The following is an 18275-nucleotide window of genomic DNA, read 5'->3' on the forward strand; positions in this document are numbered from 1 at the left end:
GCAGCGGTGTGGTAAGTTGGTGCTGAATTCTGGATTAATTCTGTATTATGAACAATCGTCTCCTCCTGCTGGTGATTCTGAGCGCCCTGGTGTTCTTTGCTAACCTTGGTGGCACCTCCATTTATATCCTCGACGAAGCCCGCAACGCCGGCTGCGCCATGGAGATGTGGCAGCGGCACGACCCGATCGTTCCTACATTCAACGACGTACTGCGCACCGACAAACCACCCTTGCATTATTTTTTTATGATGCTGGCATATACCATCGGTGGCGTTACACCGTTTACAGCACGACTGTTCTCCGCGCTCGCCGGCGTTATGCTGGTGGTGTTTGTATACCGCAAAGTGCGCACCGCTTTAAACGAACCGGTCGCCTTTTATACTGGGCTGGTGTTGCTCAGCTCCCTGCAGCTGGCCATTCAGTTTCACCTGGCTGTGCCCGATCCGTATCTTATTCTGTGGATGGCCGTCTCGCTCCTCTCCTTTTATACAGGATTTGAGGAAAACCGCCGCGCGGACATGCGTTGGTTCTATGTTGCGGCGGCACTCGCGTTTCTCACCAAAGGCCTTATCGCGATTGTCTTCCCCGGCATAATCATTTCGTTTTACTTACTCCTAACCCAGCGTGTCAACCTGACATCGTTCCGCAAGTTACGGCTGCACTGGGGAATAATGTTGTTCCTGATCATTGCCCTGCCGTGGTATATCGCGGTGGGATACCAAACGGATGGCGCCTGGTTGCGCGGTTTCTTTATCGAGCACAACCTGGACCGTTACACCCGCACCATGGAAGGCCATCGCGGCTTTCCATTGGCGCCCTTCGCAATCTTACTACTGGCGCTATTGCCCTTTTCCGTATTTATTATACAAGCCGTGAGGCTTGCACTGCGTCAGCGAAAAGAGCATCCTTTTTTACTATACTGCCTGATCGTTGTGGTAACCATTGCCGGCTTTTTCAGCTTCTCAAAAACTATTCTGCCCAGCTATCCGGCTCCGGCTATTCCTTTTCTGGCCGTCGTGCTGGGCTACTACCTGCACGCACTGGTGGAAGGCCGCCATACGCACGGGACACTCGCTTCCTTTATTGCCCATGGCCTGCTGTGCCTCGCGATTCCCATCGGGGTATATATCGCGCTGGGGCAAGAGAAACCCCTGGCTCCGCTACAATGGACGGCCTGGCTGTTTGTGGCGCTGCCCGTGGGCTGTCTGACGGGAATGCTCCTCTATTTCCGCGGCCGGCGCGCGGGACTGATATATGTATGGAGTGGCGCCTGGATGCTGGCCACGCTGTTGTTTTTCTACGTTGCCTTCCCGGCCGTGGATCAAAAGAATCCGGTAACAGAATCACTCCCAATCTTAACATCGTATCCCGATCATGAGTTTGTAGCGTACCGACGTTTCAACCCGGCATTTGTCTTTGCGCTGGGCCGAACCCTGCCGATGATCGATTCGCCGCAGCAAGTCGAAAACCTCCTGAAAAAAAAGATCATAATCTTCTCCCGCACCCAATACCTGGACGACTTTAAAGATTATCCTTCGCTGAAAGTGATTTACCGGGGGCGCGATCTATTTGAACGAGGTGAAACCGTCCTGCTCGCGAACTGAGAGCTCGCGGCCGGCACTCCCCCAACGAATAATGATCCAGCGCATCATCCACTCGGGCTTGCGCATATAGGCAACGCCGTAGTAAGCAGCGATCCCCACCACATTGCCGATCAGCGCTCCGGCAGCTACATCCCCGACAAAATGCTGCAACAGATAGACGCGCGAAAGCCCAACCAGCACCGACAGGATCAACAACAGGACCGTAACAAAACGATTGCTCGAACACAACGCCAGAAATACACACAGTCCAAAGATGGTAACAGTATGGCCGGAAGGAAAGCTATACACTTGGTGCAATGCTACGCCTGGCACCAGGTGTACCGATTGGCCTTCGAGGAAGGCCGCGGGCCGCAGGGTTCGGGGGAACAACACCCGTTTGAACAGACTGACAATCAAACCTTGCACTACACCGTTAGCCAGCATGGCGATGGAATTATACACCCGGTACAGCAAAAGCACGATGGCAGCCAACACGACAAAGGTACCATCTCCCATCAAGGTGATACCGGAAAACAATACATCGAGCCAGGGATGATGCAACCCATTGATAAGAAGAACGGATTCTATTGGCGCATAGACAATGGCAATCCCCGCCAGCACGAGCACGGGCACAAAAAACAACACCATCGTATCGACATTAAAGCGGTCCTGGGTTATAAACATAGGCATAGTGGTTCTGCTCCAAAGCTACCGTTGGATTGCTTCTTTATCGTGACTGGAAGGTAAACGAAGATTTAAGTTCGTGGTGTATAAACGACAGGACTACAGATTTGCAACATGTTCCGATAATACTGCTTTCACGAATTCATAAAGGATAGCGCGGGCACACCTTTATACCGGTATACTTTTTATGAGTCGCTGGTGGCGTTTTTTCCCAACATGATATTGCGCGTGTAGATCACCACGCCCAATGCCTGCGCCAACAACAGCACAGGATCAACGCGATAGATGGCATATATTAGCACCAACCAGGCGCCGACCAGGCTGATACCCCAAAACCCCAGCGGAAACACGGAGGCGCGAGCCTTCTCGGAAAAATACCATTGGTATATAAAACGAAAACTTAAAAATCCTTGTCCTATCGCGCCGGCGATCATAAGTGGATGCAAGAAATCACTTTGCGTCAACAACAACGTTCCGTAGTCATGCCCCGCCAGCAGCAACCACACCGCGAGCACGACCGGCATCGCCACTACCAACACGCGGAAAGGTAGCGGAATGCGCCGCCAGGCATCTTTCAACTGCAGGTTGCGAATATAAATACCGTAAGAGGTGAGCTGCCCGGCAAAAATGACCACGTCACCGCGCAGAATGCCATAGAGCAATAACAGGAAGGACGCCACCAGACTGGTCTGCCAAAAAAAGGTAGGCGAGATCACCCGACCGGCCCGCTCCGACTGAATCCACTGCACAATCATGCGGGCGGCAAACAACGCCTGGGCGAAAAACCCTAAACCGAAAATAAGGTATGTCTGCATGCAATGGTTCTAAAAGTAGTAAAGCCCTGGCGGGTGGCCGTACGTGTGGATGTTATTTTATTATTACCGCAAAAACTTATCGGTCTTTGCACAATCGATCGCGAAGCTTTTACAGATTAGCAATACCGGTTGGTCTTTATTTCGAAAATAACAATACACAATCTGTTTGTTGGTAATTCTGAAAAATGCAGTAGTGTTGACGTAGTACCGGCGTAGTGTTGTGCAGTCTACTTTTTTCGTTTCGGCCGCAGTAAAAAACATCTTTGACGGGGCAGCCATGCTGTGATGCAATATACCTGACTTATCCGGTATAGCGTGCGGCAAGCTTCCTGAAAAATTCTTAAACAACTACGCGTATGAGACACTTTTATCGGATTCTATTTTTACTGCTGGCCGCCGGTGGGTCGCCAGCCTTTGCGCAGACCCTGGTGTGGTCGGACGAATTTTCGCAGCCGCGGCTTGACGCCGAAAAATGGACCTACGAAGTAGGTGGCAGTGGCTTTGGCAACGGCGAGTTGCAGTACTACACTTCGGGCGAATCGAACGTCTTTGTCGGTTCCAAAACCAATGCCGCCGACACCGGCTACCTGGTGATCGAAGCCCGCCGCGAGAACTACGGCGTGCCCCCGGAAAATCGCCAGTTTACTTCCGGCCGTATTGTCACCTCCGGAAAATTCAACGTCAAGTACGGCACCATCCAGGCACGCATCAAACTGCCCAACTTGCAGAACGGCCTGTGGCCTGCCTTCTGGATGCTGGGCGCCAACTATCCGACCGATGGCTGGCCACGCTCCGGTGAGATCGACATTCTCGAAGCCGGTTTTCAAACCGACTGGCAGACCAACGTCGCCAATCACAAGAGCCACTCGACGGTACACTGGTTCCAGGACAACTTCCAGGTAATAGACCCCAATGCACCGGGCAACGGCTGGTGGGGCAATGCATCCGCCACCGGCAGCAATACCATTGCGGGTAACTTCTACGACGATTTCCACATCTTCAAAATAACGTGGACACCGACACAAATTCTCGGCTACGTCGACAACGTACAGTTTTATACCTTCAACATTCCTGTCGGCGATCCGAACTTCACCGAGTTCACCACGAATCCCTATTACGTCATCATGAACCTCGCGGTCGGCGGCAGTAACTTTGTAGGCATCACCGACCCTGCACAAATCACCGCGCCGATGCCGGCGCAAATGATCGTCGACTATGTGCGTGTATATGCAAACGCCAACACCCAAACATTCCAGGCCAAGAACCTGCCACGGCAGACCGGCACGTTTGGTGTCTTTACCGAAACGACACCGGTAACAGCCTCCCTCGGCGCCAGCCCGACGATCGATGTATGGAGCAACCTGACAGCTGCACCTACAACACCACAGGAAGGATCGGCAGTGCTATCATTCACCGCCAACCCGGGTAACTGGTTTGGTCTGGGCATCCCTACAGGCGCGACAAACGTCAAGAACATGCAGAACTTCATTGACGGTACTATGCGCTTCCGGATGAAGACCACATCGTCGTGGCCCCTCTCGATCGGCGTGATCAGCACGGCCAACGGCAACGCCCAGGCGAGCACACAAAGTAAAACCGTACGCCTCGACCCGGCCGGCGCCAATCAGTATGGCCTGGTACGCGACGGACAGTGGCATGAAGTGGTGATCCCGATCAGCGCCTTTGGCAACGTCGAGTTCCGTTCCATCAACACCATGTTTTACCTCGTGGGTGATGCTCCTTCGTCTGCCGTCACGTTTGCCGTCGACAACATCTATTGGCAGGACGGCACCAAGGTCACCCCGCAAAACGGCAACTATATACTGTACAGCGACACGCAAACCGGTGTAGACCGTTTTGACCTCGGCACCGACGGCAACTTCTTTGTATGGGAAAATACATTGACCCCGCTGGCCACGACACCTTCGGAAGGCAGCAGTGTATTGTCGTTCACCCACAACAACAAAGGCTGGTTTGGCGCGGCCTTTACGCCGAACAACGTACACAACCTCACGGCGTACAAAAATACGTCGGCCCGGCTGGTGCTGTCATTAAAGACGTCGGATACCACCACGCCTTTTTACCTGGGCATGAAGAGTGGTACCCGCGACGGCGAAGGCCAGAAGTGGATTGCGTTTGAACCCGGACAAACACCGTATGGATTCGTACGCAACGGCACCTGGCAAACGATCCAAATTCCGCTGAGCCAATTCTATGAATCGGTCAACCTGATGGAAGTTACGCAGTTGTTGCAAATCCTGGGAACAGGCAACATCGCAAACATCGCGCTGGACAACATTTACATCACGGGCGGCGGCACGGCCGAACCCGACAACGGTGGCAGCAACGTAGCCCCTGTCGCAAATGCCGGTGCCGACAAAGCCATTACGCTCCCCACAAGCAACACAACATTCAACGGTAGCGGTACCGACAGCGATGGTACCATCAGCAGCTATGCCTGGACACGCGTCAGCGGTCCCAACACACCCACCCTGAGCGGCGCTACGACAGCCACGTTATCGGTGAGTGGTACAATCGCCGGTACCTATGTGTTTCGCCTGACCGTAACCGACAACGGTGGACTAACGGCCAGCGACGATGTAACGCTTACAGTGAACCCCGCCGCGACCGTCAACCTGGCCTTATTGAAGCCTGTCACCGTTTCGTCTATCGAAGCCGTTGGCACACCCGGCAGCGCAGCCGTGGATGGCGTGGCGACGAGCCGCTGGAGCAGTGTATTTAGCGACCCGCAGTGGCTGTATGTAGACCTGGGTGCCACATACTCCATCTCACAAGTGAAGATCACCTGGGAGGCCGCCTATGGCCGCGACTATGTTGTTGAAGTATCGCCGAATGCATCGACCTGGACGCCGCTGCGCACCGTGACAGGCAACACCGCCCTTGTCAACGACCTGACGGGATTGTCGGGCTCAGGCCGCTATGTACGCGTATATGGCACCACCCGCGGCACGCCCTACGGCTACTCCATCTATGAGCTGGAAGTTTACGGCACAGCCGCCGGCGCCCGCACAGCCGCACCGGAAAGCATCACACCCATACTGGCTGAGGAAAACCCGGTCTTCTTTTATCCCAACCCGGCCCACGACGTCCTGCGCATCGAAGGCCTGGCCGATGGCACAGAGGTCGGCTTCCTGTCGACGACAGGGGCGCGTCAGTATACACAGCGGGTGGAAAACCAGGCCGTGAGTATTGGCCACCTGCCCGCCGGAATCTACGTGGTACGCTACCGCCATGGCGCCCGGGACGTGCAGAAGAAACTGATTAAGTTATAGTCTAACCTACCTTCCAGCCGGAGGCGTTCGTATCGTGCGTCTCCGGCTTTCTTTTTTACACCGGCCGGAAATTCAGCTCATTCCCTCCCCGCGCAACAGGCCGTTCTTCGCTAAGAAAGTAAACGAATTGCTGCGTATTTTCAGTACGACAACCCGACCACGTTATGGACCACTTTGTTTTTCCGGTTATGCACCGGAGGCTCGTCTGCTTTATTCTTGCCGTATGGCTGCCGGCCATGGCGCCGGCTTTCGCCCAGGCACCACCCGAAGGGATTCCCTACATTCGTCACTACAGCCGCCAGGACTACGGCTCATCTCCGTTTAATTGGAACATTGTACAAGACCGTCGGGGAATCGTGTACGTGGCAAACAACTACAACCTGCTACAGTTTGACGGCAACACCTGGCGCAGCACGCCGCTCCCCAATCGCACGGTAGTACGCTCACTCGCGCTCGACAAAAATGGTACGGTATATTACGGCGGTCAGGCCGACTTCGGTTACCTGCAACCCGACGCCCATGGCGAACCGAGCTTTATGTCGCTCCGGTCGCGCATCAAGCCCGCAGACCAGGCCTTTGCCGACGTCTGGAAAATACTGGTCACCGAACACGGCGTCGTATTCTGTACCACCGCCGGACTCTATACCTGGCAACATGACTCCATCCAATTCTTCCCGCTGGACCCGGAAGCTGCGGGACTCACCTCCTACTTTTATGTAAGCCGCCGTTTATTCGTCTGCCGGCAGCGCCAGGGGATTGCAGAGTTCAAGGACCAGGAGCTTGTAACGGTGCCGCACAGCGAGGCCCTCGCACGCCACAACATCACGGGCATGCTACCCGCCCCAGGCAACCGTATGCTGCTGGCGACGCAGCAACAAGGACTGTTTATGTACGATGGCTACAGCGGTTTTACACCATGGTCACCCGAAAGCACACCCTTCTTCCGCAACAATACCGTCGTATGCGCCGCCGCCGTATCCGGCGGGTACATCCTCGGATCGTCCCACCACGGCATGCTGATGCTGAGCAACGATGGCACCCCACGACTACATTTGCACCGCGACAACGGCCTGCAGCACAACGGCATCGAGTATATATACCCCGACAATCATGGCAATGTATGGCTGGCCTTGCGGGATGGTATCGACTACCTCGAGATCAATTCTCCCTTTACACGTCTGTCGACAGCGAGCGGACTGGCAGGTGCCGGGTTTACTTCCTGGGTAGAAGACAACCTCTTCTATGTCGGCACAAGTGAAGGACTATACTACAAGCCGTGGACTCCGAACAACAATCCACTCACACCTTCACCCTTCCGGCTGGTAGAAGGGACTGCCGGCCAAACCTACAACTTACAAAAGATCGGCAATACGCTGCTCCTGACACACAACAACGGTGTATATACCGTGCAGGGCCAAACGGCACGACGTTGCGAGGGCCCTGCTGGAGCGTGGCTGGTACAGCCGCTCGCAAAGCGGCCGGGATATCTGCTCTGCGGCGCCTACGACGGCCTGCGCCTGTACCAGATGATCGGCGACCAGCCAACATTCCGCTGGAAGATCCGAGGCTTCGACGAGTCGTCGCGCGTCATCGAACAAGACGCTGCGGGCAACCTTTGGGTGGCGCATGGCTACCTGGGGCTATACCGCATTGCCCTGACCGAAGACTTGCGCCAGGTGCGCGATGTACAGTTCTACAACGCACGCAACGGCTTCCCGTCAAATGTCTTTATCAATGTCTTTCAAGTCAACCACGAGCTGGTCTTTACCGGCCAACGAGGTATCTATTCGTACGACGCTGGCCGCGATACATTTGTACCCCACGCCGCGCTGGTGGAAGCTCTTGGCGCCGGGGGCCACACACGTAAGCTGGTAGAAGACCGCGAAGGCAACATTTGGTTTGCCTCCGGTGACGACCTGGGCATCCTGCGCAAACGCAATGGCCAGCATTATGAAAGCACACGCACGATCTTCAACAAACTGCAGCGTCGTTTAGTCGGCGGCTTTGAACATATCGCGCCGTATAATGCCCGCCATGTGATCATCGGCACAGACGACGGCTTTGTGCACTTCGACCCGGGCTTCGTTTTCGACACAGACCACACCTTCACCACGTTGATCCGCAGCGTGACCATCACCGCCGGCGGCGACTCCCTCCTATCGGGCGGCTCGTCCGCTGATGCGACGGCAGCTACGTCTGACGATACACCCGCGCTACCTTATGCGCGCAATGCCCTTCGCTTTTCCTTCTCGGCAACGTCGTACGAAGATCCCGAGCATGTACAGTATCAGTATAGATTGGAAGGATACGACGCACAATGGTCACCCTGGACGAAACACACCGCGCAAGCGTATGCTGACCTGCCGGAGGGGCGTTATACCTTTCATGTGAAAAGCCAGGACCTCTACCACCGTGCCGGGTCGGAAGCGGCCTATACTTTTATTATTCTTCCTCCCTGGTATCGTTCTTACTGGGCATACGCGGGGTACCTGGTCGTATCGGCGTTGCTGTTACAGTGGAGCTACCGCAGCCTGCAACGGTCGCGGCAAAAGGCGTTGCGTCTGCAAGAGGCCACACATCAGGAAGCCGTGCTGCGCGCAGAGAAAGAGGTCATCAAGCTCAACCACGAAAAGCTGGAACATGCGCTGGCCCATAAGAATCAAGAATTGGCCTCGTCGGCGATGCATATCGTGCATAGCTTTGAAACGCTGCAAAAAGTAAAGAGTGATCTATATGCGGCGTTGGAGGCGGTGCAGGATCCCGAAGCACGCGGACATCTAAAAAGAATCCTGCGCGCCATTGCCGGAGAATTGACGCTAGAAAACCGCTGGGAGCAATTCGAGCATCACTTCAATCAAATCCACCAGGACTTCCTGGCGCGCCTGCGGCGCGAGTATCCGGGGTTGACGCACAATGATATTAAGTTGATCTCTTATCTCAAGTTGAACTTAGCAACAAAAGAGATTGCACCCTTACTAAACCTAACGGTACGCGGCGTAGAAGCCAGCCGTTACCGAATCCGAAAGAAGATGAATCTGGATCCACATGTGAATCTGACAGATTTTATTTTGCGATACTAATATCGAGTTTGCCTTGGGTGTTACTATATTGGGCTGTCCACGGCAGTCTGAAGACTGGCGGGCAGTATTTGTGAAGTATGAATTAGACTCGCGTATTAATGTGTTACTTGTTAAGCTCCGTCAACCGCTCCTCAAACGGCGAAGCCGGCAACCCTTCACGATTAATAAGATTCGCCCTCGCAGGATTATCCCCCCAAGCATACCGAATATATACCGGCCGTTCAACAAGCTCACAAGAAACCACAACTTCGTTATTATTAACGATCCTGGCCTCAGCCCATTTAAATACCTTGTCAGCACCCGCTACAGCAAACTGTCCCGGCGCCTCGCCATCACGCGTCGTCAATCCTGTACCCGTCTCACGAAACGAGAGAATAACCGATCGCCCCTGCACCCGCGCCTGTTGAAATACAGGCCCCGAGCTCACAACTTGCTTATCATCATACACCAACCTCCGCGCCGCCAATGCCAATCGCTCACCAATAGGCCTTTTATTACCGGGATGGATATCATTCCATTCTCCCAGATCGATCGTAACAACCATTGCGGTACGCGGCACGCGCAGCGTCTGACGCTGTGCCTCCCGCAAAGAAGCCCACTGACTCTCCGCCGGCAGGTAGTTCACTTCGTTAAAGTTGGGGAGCTGCACAAACAAAAACGGCAGATCATCACGCTGCCATTGGTGACGCCAGTCGGCCATCAATGCTGAAAGAAGCCCGCTATATTCCCCGGCACCGCCGGTATTGCTCTCTCCCTGGTACCAAACTACGCCCTTAATAGCATACGACGTCAGCGGTGCCACCATCCCATTAAACAACGCCGCGGGTTGAGAACGTAGCGGTATCGTTGCGCCAACGGGTTCGGGTACATGAAAGACGACGTCAACCGTATATCGCCAATAGCCTGTCAGATCGACCGTGTCATTCTCTACGATCAGTCGATACGGCTTATCCGGCACGAAGCCGCCTTTGCCATGATAGTTCGTCACACGCACTGTCAATGTATTCAGGCCTTCCTTTAACACCCCTGCAGGCACCCGGTAACGGCGCTGCGGATATTGATACCCCGTATGGCCAACAACCACGCCGTTGACATCCACATCATCGGCATCAACGATACGTCCCAGCGCCAAACGCGCCGCTTTTCCGGCAGCCGATGCAGGCAACATGATCTCCCGGCGATAACGTACAATACCATCAAGATCCTGGATTCCTTGATCCTCCCAATATCCAGGCACATAAATCGTACGCCAATCCTTTGGCTTCGTCTCGCCCGGCGCCGTCGCCGAAAATCCAGCCTCCGAACGAACAGCACGCTCCCAGGCATCGTGACGCGCTGCTGCATCCCGGTTCATACGATTAACGTATACGCTATCTTTATTTTGCTGAAGAATAGCCGTTGTTGTGGGAAATGCACGCAGTCCTTCTTCACTCGTCCATGCTTCAACCGGCGTTCCTCCCACACTGGTATTAATGATCCCGATCGGCACACGATATTTTTCGTATAATGCCCGCGCAAAGAAGTAGGCAACCACCGAGAAGCCCTTCACATCGGATGGATTCGCGGACTTCCACCGGCCACCCGACAGCGCTTCACGAGGTCCCTGTAGAGCGGCCGCCACCGGCACCGTGAAGTTTCGAATCTGGGGATAGTTTGCTTGTCTTATCTCTTGCGCATAACGCTCCTCGTGTAACGCCAGGGAGTGCACCATATTGGATTGCCCTGCACAGAGCCATACATCACCGGCCAGGATATTACGCAAGGTGATCTTATTGCTGCCTTGAATATAGAGCGTGTAGGGACCGCCCGTCTGTAAGGGCGCTATCCAAACCGCCCACTTACCGTCCACCCCCGCCGTCGCGTTGTATCGCTTCTTGTTCAGCATCACCTGTATACGCTCCCCCGGCGACGCCCATCCCCAAATCTTTAACCGGGTGTCGCGTTGTACGACCATGCTGTCGCGTACGATGGCGGGCAATCGTACCTGTGCCGATACCTGCAGGTTGCTCAGCAGACAGATTGCAAAAACAACGATGATCCACCGCATCTTATTTATACTGGTATAATGACAATTTCTGTATTCCATACTCGCCGACGGGAAAGCGCAGATGCCGCCCCTGGTGGCTTTGATCACCATTCATCGTGCGACCGGGTACCCAACGGTCCCCGCGATATTCACCCTCTTCGATGCTGAGAATGCCGGCTCTGCCTTTGTTCGGTTGCGCCGAAACAAAGCTAAGAACAATACCGGTGCCGGCCACAACAAACTCATCGGGTGCCGTTTGGATAATCAGCCCACCCGCCTGAGGCCAGGCCGCCTCCTTCGCACCGGGTGACCATCCCAATGTATAGTCATGCTTTACAATAAAGGTATAGTTCCCAAACGTGAGCGTATCGGTATCCGCGTGCTTATCGAGCAGCACGCCATCCAGTGTCGGTTTGCCCTGGTGCTGGCAGAGCAGTGGCATCAACTGGTTGAGAACCTGGTAGCTCTTACCGATCGGCTCGTTTTCCGGTGTATCGGTCGACTCAATGGAGAACGGCGAAAAGCCAATAGCCTGGTAGTGGCCGAGTGCATAAAACACCTTCGCCGACACAGACGGTTCGAACCGTATCTCCGGAATAAACAACGCATTATCCGGACGCGTGTACAGGTCGTTCCAATGGATAAAATCAGGATTATAAAAATCGGGGGACAGCAAGTCGATGGCAGGCGTGGCCGCCTTCCAAATGTCGATGATGTGCGGCAGCGGGCCTCCACTCGGATAATCACCCGGTTTTACATTGGGCCGGTTTAGCGCGGCATTGACAAACATCGGCAATGGGTATACTTTCTTACCCTCCAGCGCTACCTGGTTAGCAAAGATGGCAAAATGCCAGGCGATAAACATTTCGTCAGTTGCCAGGCCCTTTCCAAATACTTCCTCCCAGGTGCCGGTTGTTCGGGAACCGTTCTTTCTCCAGGCTTCCGCCAACGCTGGTGTGAGATTCTTTTTGTGTTCCTGCAGGTATTGCATCAACGGCGCAGGTACAGGCTGGTGAAAAGCCTTCGTCGCTTCCGGATGATGATCGCGGGCACTGGGCAACATACCGATCTCGTTCTCCACCTGGATCATGATGACGGTTTGGTATTTCTCATCCTGTTCACGGATGTGCTTCATCAGGGCGCGAAAGGCATCCACGTCGGCGCGCAGGTTGTTGGCGCTAAACGGCGTAAGGATCTCCTGTGCCTGACCCCGTTCGCTGTATGCACGGGGGTACGTCTTGTAATCTTTCTTGACCCACGCCGGCACATAGCACGACATGCTATTCTTCCAGCTACCAAACCACAGAAAGACCAGCTTTATACCATGCTGGCGTGCGCCGACCAGCAAACTATCGACCATCGTAAAATCAAATTTTCCCTGGGCCGGCTCGATCAGCTCCCAATATACCGGTGCGAGCACCGTGTTACAGTGCATAGCCTGGAGCTTTTTCCAAAGGGGACGCATGTAGTCGGCGCTGGACGCGCTGGAGTTGCCTAATTCGCCACCGAGTACTAAGAAGGGTTTTCCGTTTACCACCAGGTGGCCGGCGGAGCCCTGACGCCGTAAGGACGGCAGCGGCTGCGCCCCGGTGGTAACGGCCGCGCCGGCAAGTATAACGAGTATGCAGTATATAAACAGCTGTTTCACCATAAGGAAGATACGTTAAAAAACGTGAAGGAAGGTAACGACCTTCCTTCACACTAAACGCCAAAGGGGTAAGCGGTAACAGTTCCGTTAATATAGGGGGTTTTGATATTTGGCTTTGTCCGGGTCGGATATCCGGTCAAGCTGACTTTGCGGAATCGGGCGCAGCACATGGTGCGGCTGAATATTGGCCGCATCGACGTTACGCGTCGGCACGCGGTCCAGCAGCTTGCCGCGGGCCGCAAGATCGGGCCAACGGGAATGCTCGCCGGCCAGCTCGCGGGTGCGCTCATCGAGTATAAAGTCAATGTTTATATCGTCAGCGGTCACTTCCATGGCGGAATAACGATTATCGATCTCCTCCGGCGTCAGTCCCGGGCGATACGCCGCACGGCGCTTCAGCACGTTGATCAGGTCGGCAGCCTCGCCCGGCTGGCCCAGAAGCATGGCCGCTTCGGCCGCCAGCAGATAGGTCTCTGCAAAGCGGCTTACCGGCAGCGGTCTGCCAGACGCATCCTGGAAGTTAGCCCGCTGTACACTTTGAAACTTCTTGAGACTCGGATAGATCAGGTTGGTCCGGTTGGTGTTGGTATAAAATTCACCTGGACCAAAGACCCGATATTTTTTCTTTTGGACACCGGTCAACGCTTTCAACGAATCGGCCTCGCGGTCCGTCTTCGTCAGGTAAAAGGCGGTGTCGCCAATCGCTAACCCGATTACATTCAGTCGATTCACGTAAGTAGCGGGCGGCGTAGCCGATACAGACCGTGCATACCACACCATGCGGAAGGAATTGTCAAAGCGGCTGTCGTTCTTCTTGTCGGCAAAAGCCGTCTCGAAAAGCCATTTGGTCGGCGCGAACCGGCGCAGGGGACGCCCATACTCCAGCGGGCGGCCATCGATATAAGCTTGCGTGGACGGCGGCGTAGTCGTAGGATCAAAGACAAAGATCGGCCCCTGGTAATTAGAATTAAACATGTTGTTAGTCATATTCGCCTTGTTGGCGAAGTCGGTCGAGGGGTCGATCATTTCGTTCGCGGTATTGTTCTTCGGCAGACGCTCGACGGCGTACATAATCTCTGCGTTGTAGTCATTCCCTTCGCGGAATACATCGGCAAAATTCTCCAACAACGCCACACCATATGTGTCCTTACCGTCGATCAGTTGTATGGCCGTATTGTATGCGTTCTGAAAGTCTGAAGGCTGTCTGGCGGCGGAATAGCCCCGGTATAGATATACCTTTGCCAGCAGGTGCAGCGCGGCGGATTTCGACAAGCTGAAGGCTCTTTCCGGACGCTTCGCCGGCAAGTTCTCCACAGCGAAGGTCAGGTCGTCAATCATAGCCTGGTAATTCTTTACCAGCAAATCGTCCACCGGCAACCGGTTAAAGGCGGACGTCGGCAGGTCGTTAAACTGGAGCTCGCCCGAACCCAGGTCGAGCGGTACCGCACCGAACTGCGTTACCAGCAAATAATAATAATGCGCACGCAGGTAATGGGCTTCCGCTACCCAGGCGAGTCTGTCCGCCTCCCTCACGTCAATGAGCTCTTCCGGTTTCAGGTTAATGATCAGGTTGAGGGTATTGATGTGCCAGAAATTGTTATTCCAGGGCGTAAGCAAGTCGCCTTCGGATGTACTGACGTTATAGACATTCAGCGGCGAGCTGATAGCCTGGTCGCCGTTGGTCCATTCGTCGGTACCAAATACGTTGATGTCCAGGGCGCCGATAGGCCCATAGTTGAAGCGCATGCCTGCATACCCGGTAACGACAGCCGAACGAAAACCGCCCGAAGTCTTAAAGTAATCCGCCGTAAACGTGGTATAGGGATTTTCCTCCAGGATCTCATTGCACGCCACGGTCGACAGCAGTGTTACCAACACCAGGCAGCGTGACGAGGGTATAAGTTTATTCAAGAATTTCATAAACCAATATTTTTGTGTTAGAAGGTAATGTTAAGGCCCAACGTAAACGACCGCGTGGGCGGCGAGCTGAGCGCTACCGTCAGCGCGCGGTCAGGAATATTGCCACCGTTTTGTACAAAGCCGGTTTTACCGGTGCCGGTTGCTTCTGGATCGACGCCACCCGCTTTCATGTACGGCGAGTACAGCACCACCGGGTTGATCACCGTGGTATAGATGCGAATGGAACGCGCCCGGATTCGCTCGGCCACCGCCGTCGGAATTTTATACCCAAAGTTGATGCTCCTGATCCGCACAAACGACGCATCGTGGTAACCCAGGGTTGTCCAGGCTGACGTAGCTTGTGGCGGGGTAATCGTTGCGAGGGGTGCCGGGAAATCGTTCGTCGGATTTTCCGGTGTCCAATAGTCGACTTTCAGCTGATTGCGACGGCCGTCGTTGATTGTCAGGTAGCCTGCCAACGGCTGGTGTATAGCACTGACTAAGGTTCCGCCGTAGCGTGCATAGGTCACAAACGACAAGTCAAAACCTTTATAGGAAAAGCGGTTGGTAATACCTCCCTGCCATTTCGCCTGGCCACTGCCGATGATCGTACGGTCGTATTCGGGGTTGATCTTACCATCGGGTACGCCTTCGGGCCCGCTGATATCACGTATCTTGAGCTGACCGGGTACCTGTCCAAAGGCCTGGGCTTGTGCCTCTTCACCCAACTGCCAAATGCCGGTTTTATCAAAGTCATAAATCGCGGTGAGTGGCTCGCCAATGTGCAACCCGTTCTCAATGTTGCGTACAAAACCGTCGTCGAGGAAAAGAAGCTTATTCCGGTTCCAGAAGATGTTGAAGTCGGTGCTCCACTGGAATCCGCCCGGCGATTCAATGTTAATGGATGAAATAGCGATCTCCACACCTCGGTTTTGCATTTTACCGATGTTGGTGGCATAGTCGCTGTTCACACCCGACGTGGCGGGCAGCGTACGGTTATAAATAATGTTGTGCGTACGCGCGTTATACCAGTCGATCGAACCGGTGATGCGGTCTTCAAACAATCCGAAGTCGATGCCGATGTTGGTAGTCGCCGTAAACTCCCACACGAGCTTCTCGCTGGCGATGCGGCTTACATAATAGCCGTTCTGGAGTTTTGTACCAAAGTTATAAACGATCGGAACATTGTTCGTACCATTGCGCCAGGTATTACTCACGCCACCGATCAGGCTGTAGGGATCAACGGCCTGGTTGGACGTATTCCCCCATCCTACCCGCAGCTTCAGGTTTGACACGGGCCGGACGTTTTGCATAAAGTCCTCCTTGATGATATTCCACCCACCCGACACTGCCGGGTAGCGATGCCATTTCTCTGAAAGACGGGAAGAACCGTCGATGCGTCCGGTCAGCGTCAACAGGTATTTGTCTTCGAAACTATAGTTGATACGCCCCATATAGGACACAATGCCCCATTTTGCTTCTTTGCCATCCAGACGACGGTTGGCGGTTTCCACCGATGTGCCCAGATTGTAATATTCCACAAAGTCACTCGTGATCGAATCCTTGCGCACAAAGGTGTTATGCTTTTGCGATTCCTGGACACTATACAGGCCCGTGAATTTAACGTGGTGCTTCTCCGCGAATGTCTTCTCATACATCAGAATGTTTTCCACGGTATAGCTCCATTCTTCCGTATTGTCTACACTGGCGTAGTTGCCGGCATTCGGTGTAAAGTACGTATCCATCCCGCGGAACTGGCTATTTTCCTCCTGCGAGTAATCCAGCCCGACATTTAAGCGATAGGTCAGGCCCGGTATAATTTCGGCCTCACCGTATAAACTGTTGAACGTGCGAATACGGCGAATGCGATCGACCCAGTCATGGTCGTTGCTTTTCAGGTAGAGCGGACTATACGTATTGGCCCGGTCGTCGTCGTTGCCGGCGGGAGCCTTGACAATCGTACCATCGGCTTCATACGCCGGCATCAGGGGACTGAGCGATAAGATCGGGAACATGGGACTGATGTTCGAGCCATTGCGAATGCTATAGGAGTTCATGGAATTGAAGCCGAACTTCACACGGTCGTTTAGCTGCAGGTCTTCTGTGAGCCGCAGGCTGAGGCGCGAAAAATCCTGCGCGGGCAATACACCTTTCTCTTTGAAGTATCCGCCCCCTACCGAATACGTGCTGCGGTCGCCACCGCCGGAAATCGATAGATTGTGATCTGTAATATAACCGTTCTCATACATCAGGTCCTGCCAGTCGGTAGACCGTCCCAATTGGATCGATTCAAGCTCCTCGGGCTTATAGCCGCCGAGGTATACGGACCGGTCACGCAGGTTTTCATACCCCTTGGCATCATATACCGGGTATTTCTTGGATACAGTACTAATACCGTAGTAGCTATTGAACGAAAGAATGTTTTCACCCTTCTTTCCCCGTTTCGTTGTTACCAGGATCACGCCGTTTGCACCGCGCGAGCCATAGATTGCCGTGGCCGATGCATCTTTTAATACCTCAATGGAAGCAATGTCGCTGGTATTAATATCATTGAGACTTCCCTGGTACGGTATCCCATCGAGTACAATGAGTGGATCGTTGCTGCCCGATACGGAGCGTTCACCACGAATGCGGATTTGCGCGCTTGAGCCAGGTGTGCTTCCGATGCGCTGCACCTCCACGCCGGCAGCACGCCCCTGGAGGGCATTCTGTACGTTGGCCACCGGCACCTCGCGCAGCGACTCGGAGCTGACAGACGCCAGCGAGCCGGTGATGTCACTCTTCTTTTGGGTACCATATCCCACCACCACTACTTCATCCAGCGACTGCACACTGGCAGCCAACGCCACGTCCACACGCGTGCGGTCGTTGACGGCCACTTCCTGCGTGGCATAGCCGATAAAGCTGAATACCAGCACCGCATCGTTGCCGCTGACGTTCACCGAAAAATTACCATCGGCATCGGTCGTTGTACCCAGCGACGTGTTCTTGACCACGACGTATACACCGGGCATGCCGGCACCGCTCTCATCCCGAACAGTACCCTGCACGGCTGTCTGCGCGTTCGCCACGGAAGCGAGCAACAAGAGGCCCCATAGGACAGCCCCCGGAAAGCCCCGCCCCATGCCTGAACCTGGGAAATTGGGTAGAAATAGAGTTCTCATAGGTTGTTTATTTAAGTGGATTAGTAATTGGTCTGGTCCTGGGATTTCCCGGGTGTCAGGAAATGCACGAATCGAAGATGAGT

Annotated in this window: 9 protein-coding genes; 3 read left to right on the forward strand and 6 right to left on the reverse strand. The window is 54.3% G+C overall.

What is annotated here, in order from left to right; translation table 11 throughout:
- Nucleotides 1-47: 47 nt before the first annotated feature.
- Nucleotides 48-1604 carry an ArnT family glycosyltransferase gene (locus K7P01_RS27330; RefSeq protein WP_267297780.1) on the forward strand — a complete coding sequence of 519 codons (1557 nt, stop codon included), beginning with the start codon at nt 48-50 and terminating at the stop codon, nt 1602-1604.
- Here K7P01_RS27330 and K7P01_RS27335 read toward each other — a convergent pair.
- A complete protein-coding gene (locus K7P01_RS27335) occupies nt 1566-2267 on the reverse strand; it encodes a phosphatase PAP2 family protein (protein ID WP_267297781.1) in 702 nt (233 codons plus the stop codon). The two genes, K7P01_RS27330 and K7P01_RS27335, sit on opposite strands and share 39 nt — an antisense overlap.
- Before the next feature lie 185 nt (nt 2268-2452).
- Nucleotides 2453-3082 carry a lipid-A-disaccharide synthase N-terminal domain-containing protein gene (locus K7P01_RS27340; RefSeq protein ID WP_267297782.1) on the reverse strand — a complete coding sequence of 210 codons (630 nt, stop codon included), beginning with the start codon at nt 3080-3082 and terminating at the stop codon, nt 2453-2455.
- A 356-nt stretch (nt 3083-3438) separates the two neighbouring features.
- Here K7P01_RS27340 and K7P01_RS27345 point away from each other — a divergent pair, with 356 nt between their 5' ends.
- Together K7P01_RS27345 and K7P01_RS27350 are read left to right on the forward strand one after the other, a co-directional pair.
- Nucleotides 3439-6375, forward strand: a complete 2937-nt coding sequence (locus tag K7P01_RS27345; protein WP_267297783.1) for a PKD domain-containing protein — start codon at nt 3439-3441, stop codon at nt 6373-6375.
- Between the two features lie 164 nt (nt 6376-6539).
- Nucleotides 6540-9455 carry a ligand-binding sensor domain-containing protein gene (locus K7P01_RS27350; RefSeq protein ID WP_267297784.1) on the forward strand — a complete coding sequence of 972 codons (2916 nt, stop codon included), beginning with the start codon at nt 6540-6542 and terminating at the stop codon, nt 9453-9455.
- Between the two features lie 103 nt (nt 9456-9558).
- Here K7P01_RS27350 and K7P01_RS27355 read toward each other — a convergent pair whose 3' ends face one another.
- From K7P01_RS27355 to K7P01_RS27370, 4 genes are all read right to left on the reverse strand, one after another.
- Entirely contained in the window at nt 9559-11502 is a 1944-nt protein-coding gene (locus tag K7P01_RS27355; protein ID WP_267297785.1) for a sialate O-acetylesterase, read from the reverse strand.
- A 1-nt stretch (nt 11503) separates the two neighbouring features.
- Nucleotides 11504-13132, reverse strand: a complete 1629-nt coding sequence (locus tag K7P01_RS27360; RefSeq protein WP_267297786.1) for a GH35 family beta-galactosidase — start codon at nt 13130-13132, stop codon at nt 11504-11506.
- Nucleotides 13133-13216: 84 nt separating this feature from the next.
- Entirely contained in the window at nt 13217-15049 is a 1833-nt protein-coding gene (locus K7P01_RS27365; RefSeq protein ID WP_267297787.1) for a RagB/SusD family nutrient uptake outer membrane protein, read from the reverse strand.
- A gap of 17 nt (nt 15050-15066) precedes the next feature.
- Nucleotides 15067-18192 (reverse strand): SusC/RagA family TonB-linked outer membrane protein, encoded by a 3126-nt coding sequence (locus K7P01_RS27370; RefSeq protein WP_267297788.1) that lies wholly within the window; start codon nt 18190-18192, stop codon nt 15067-15069.
- Nucleotides 18193-18275: the final 83 nt, after the last annotated feature.

Origin of the sequence: Parachryseolinea silvisoli, from assembly GCF_021190955.1 — a bacterium.
In the GTDB taxonomy this organism is placed as follows: domain Bacteria; phylum Bacteroidota; class Bacteroidia; order Cytophagales; family Cyclobacteriaceae; genus Ohtaekwangia; species Ohtaekwangia silvisoli.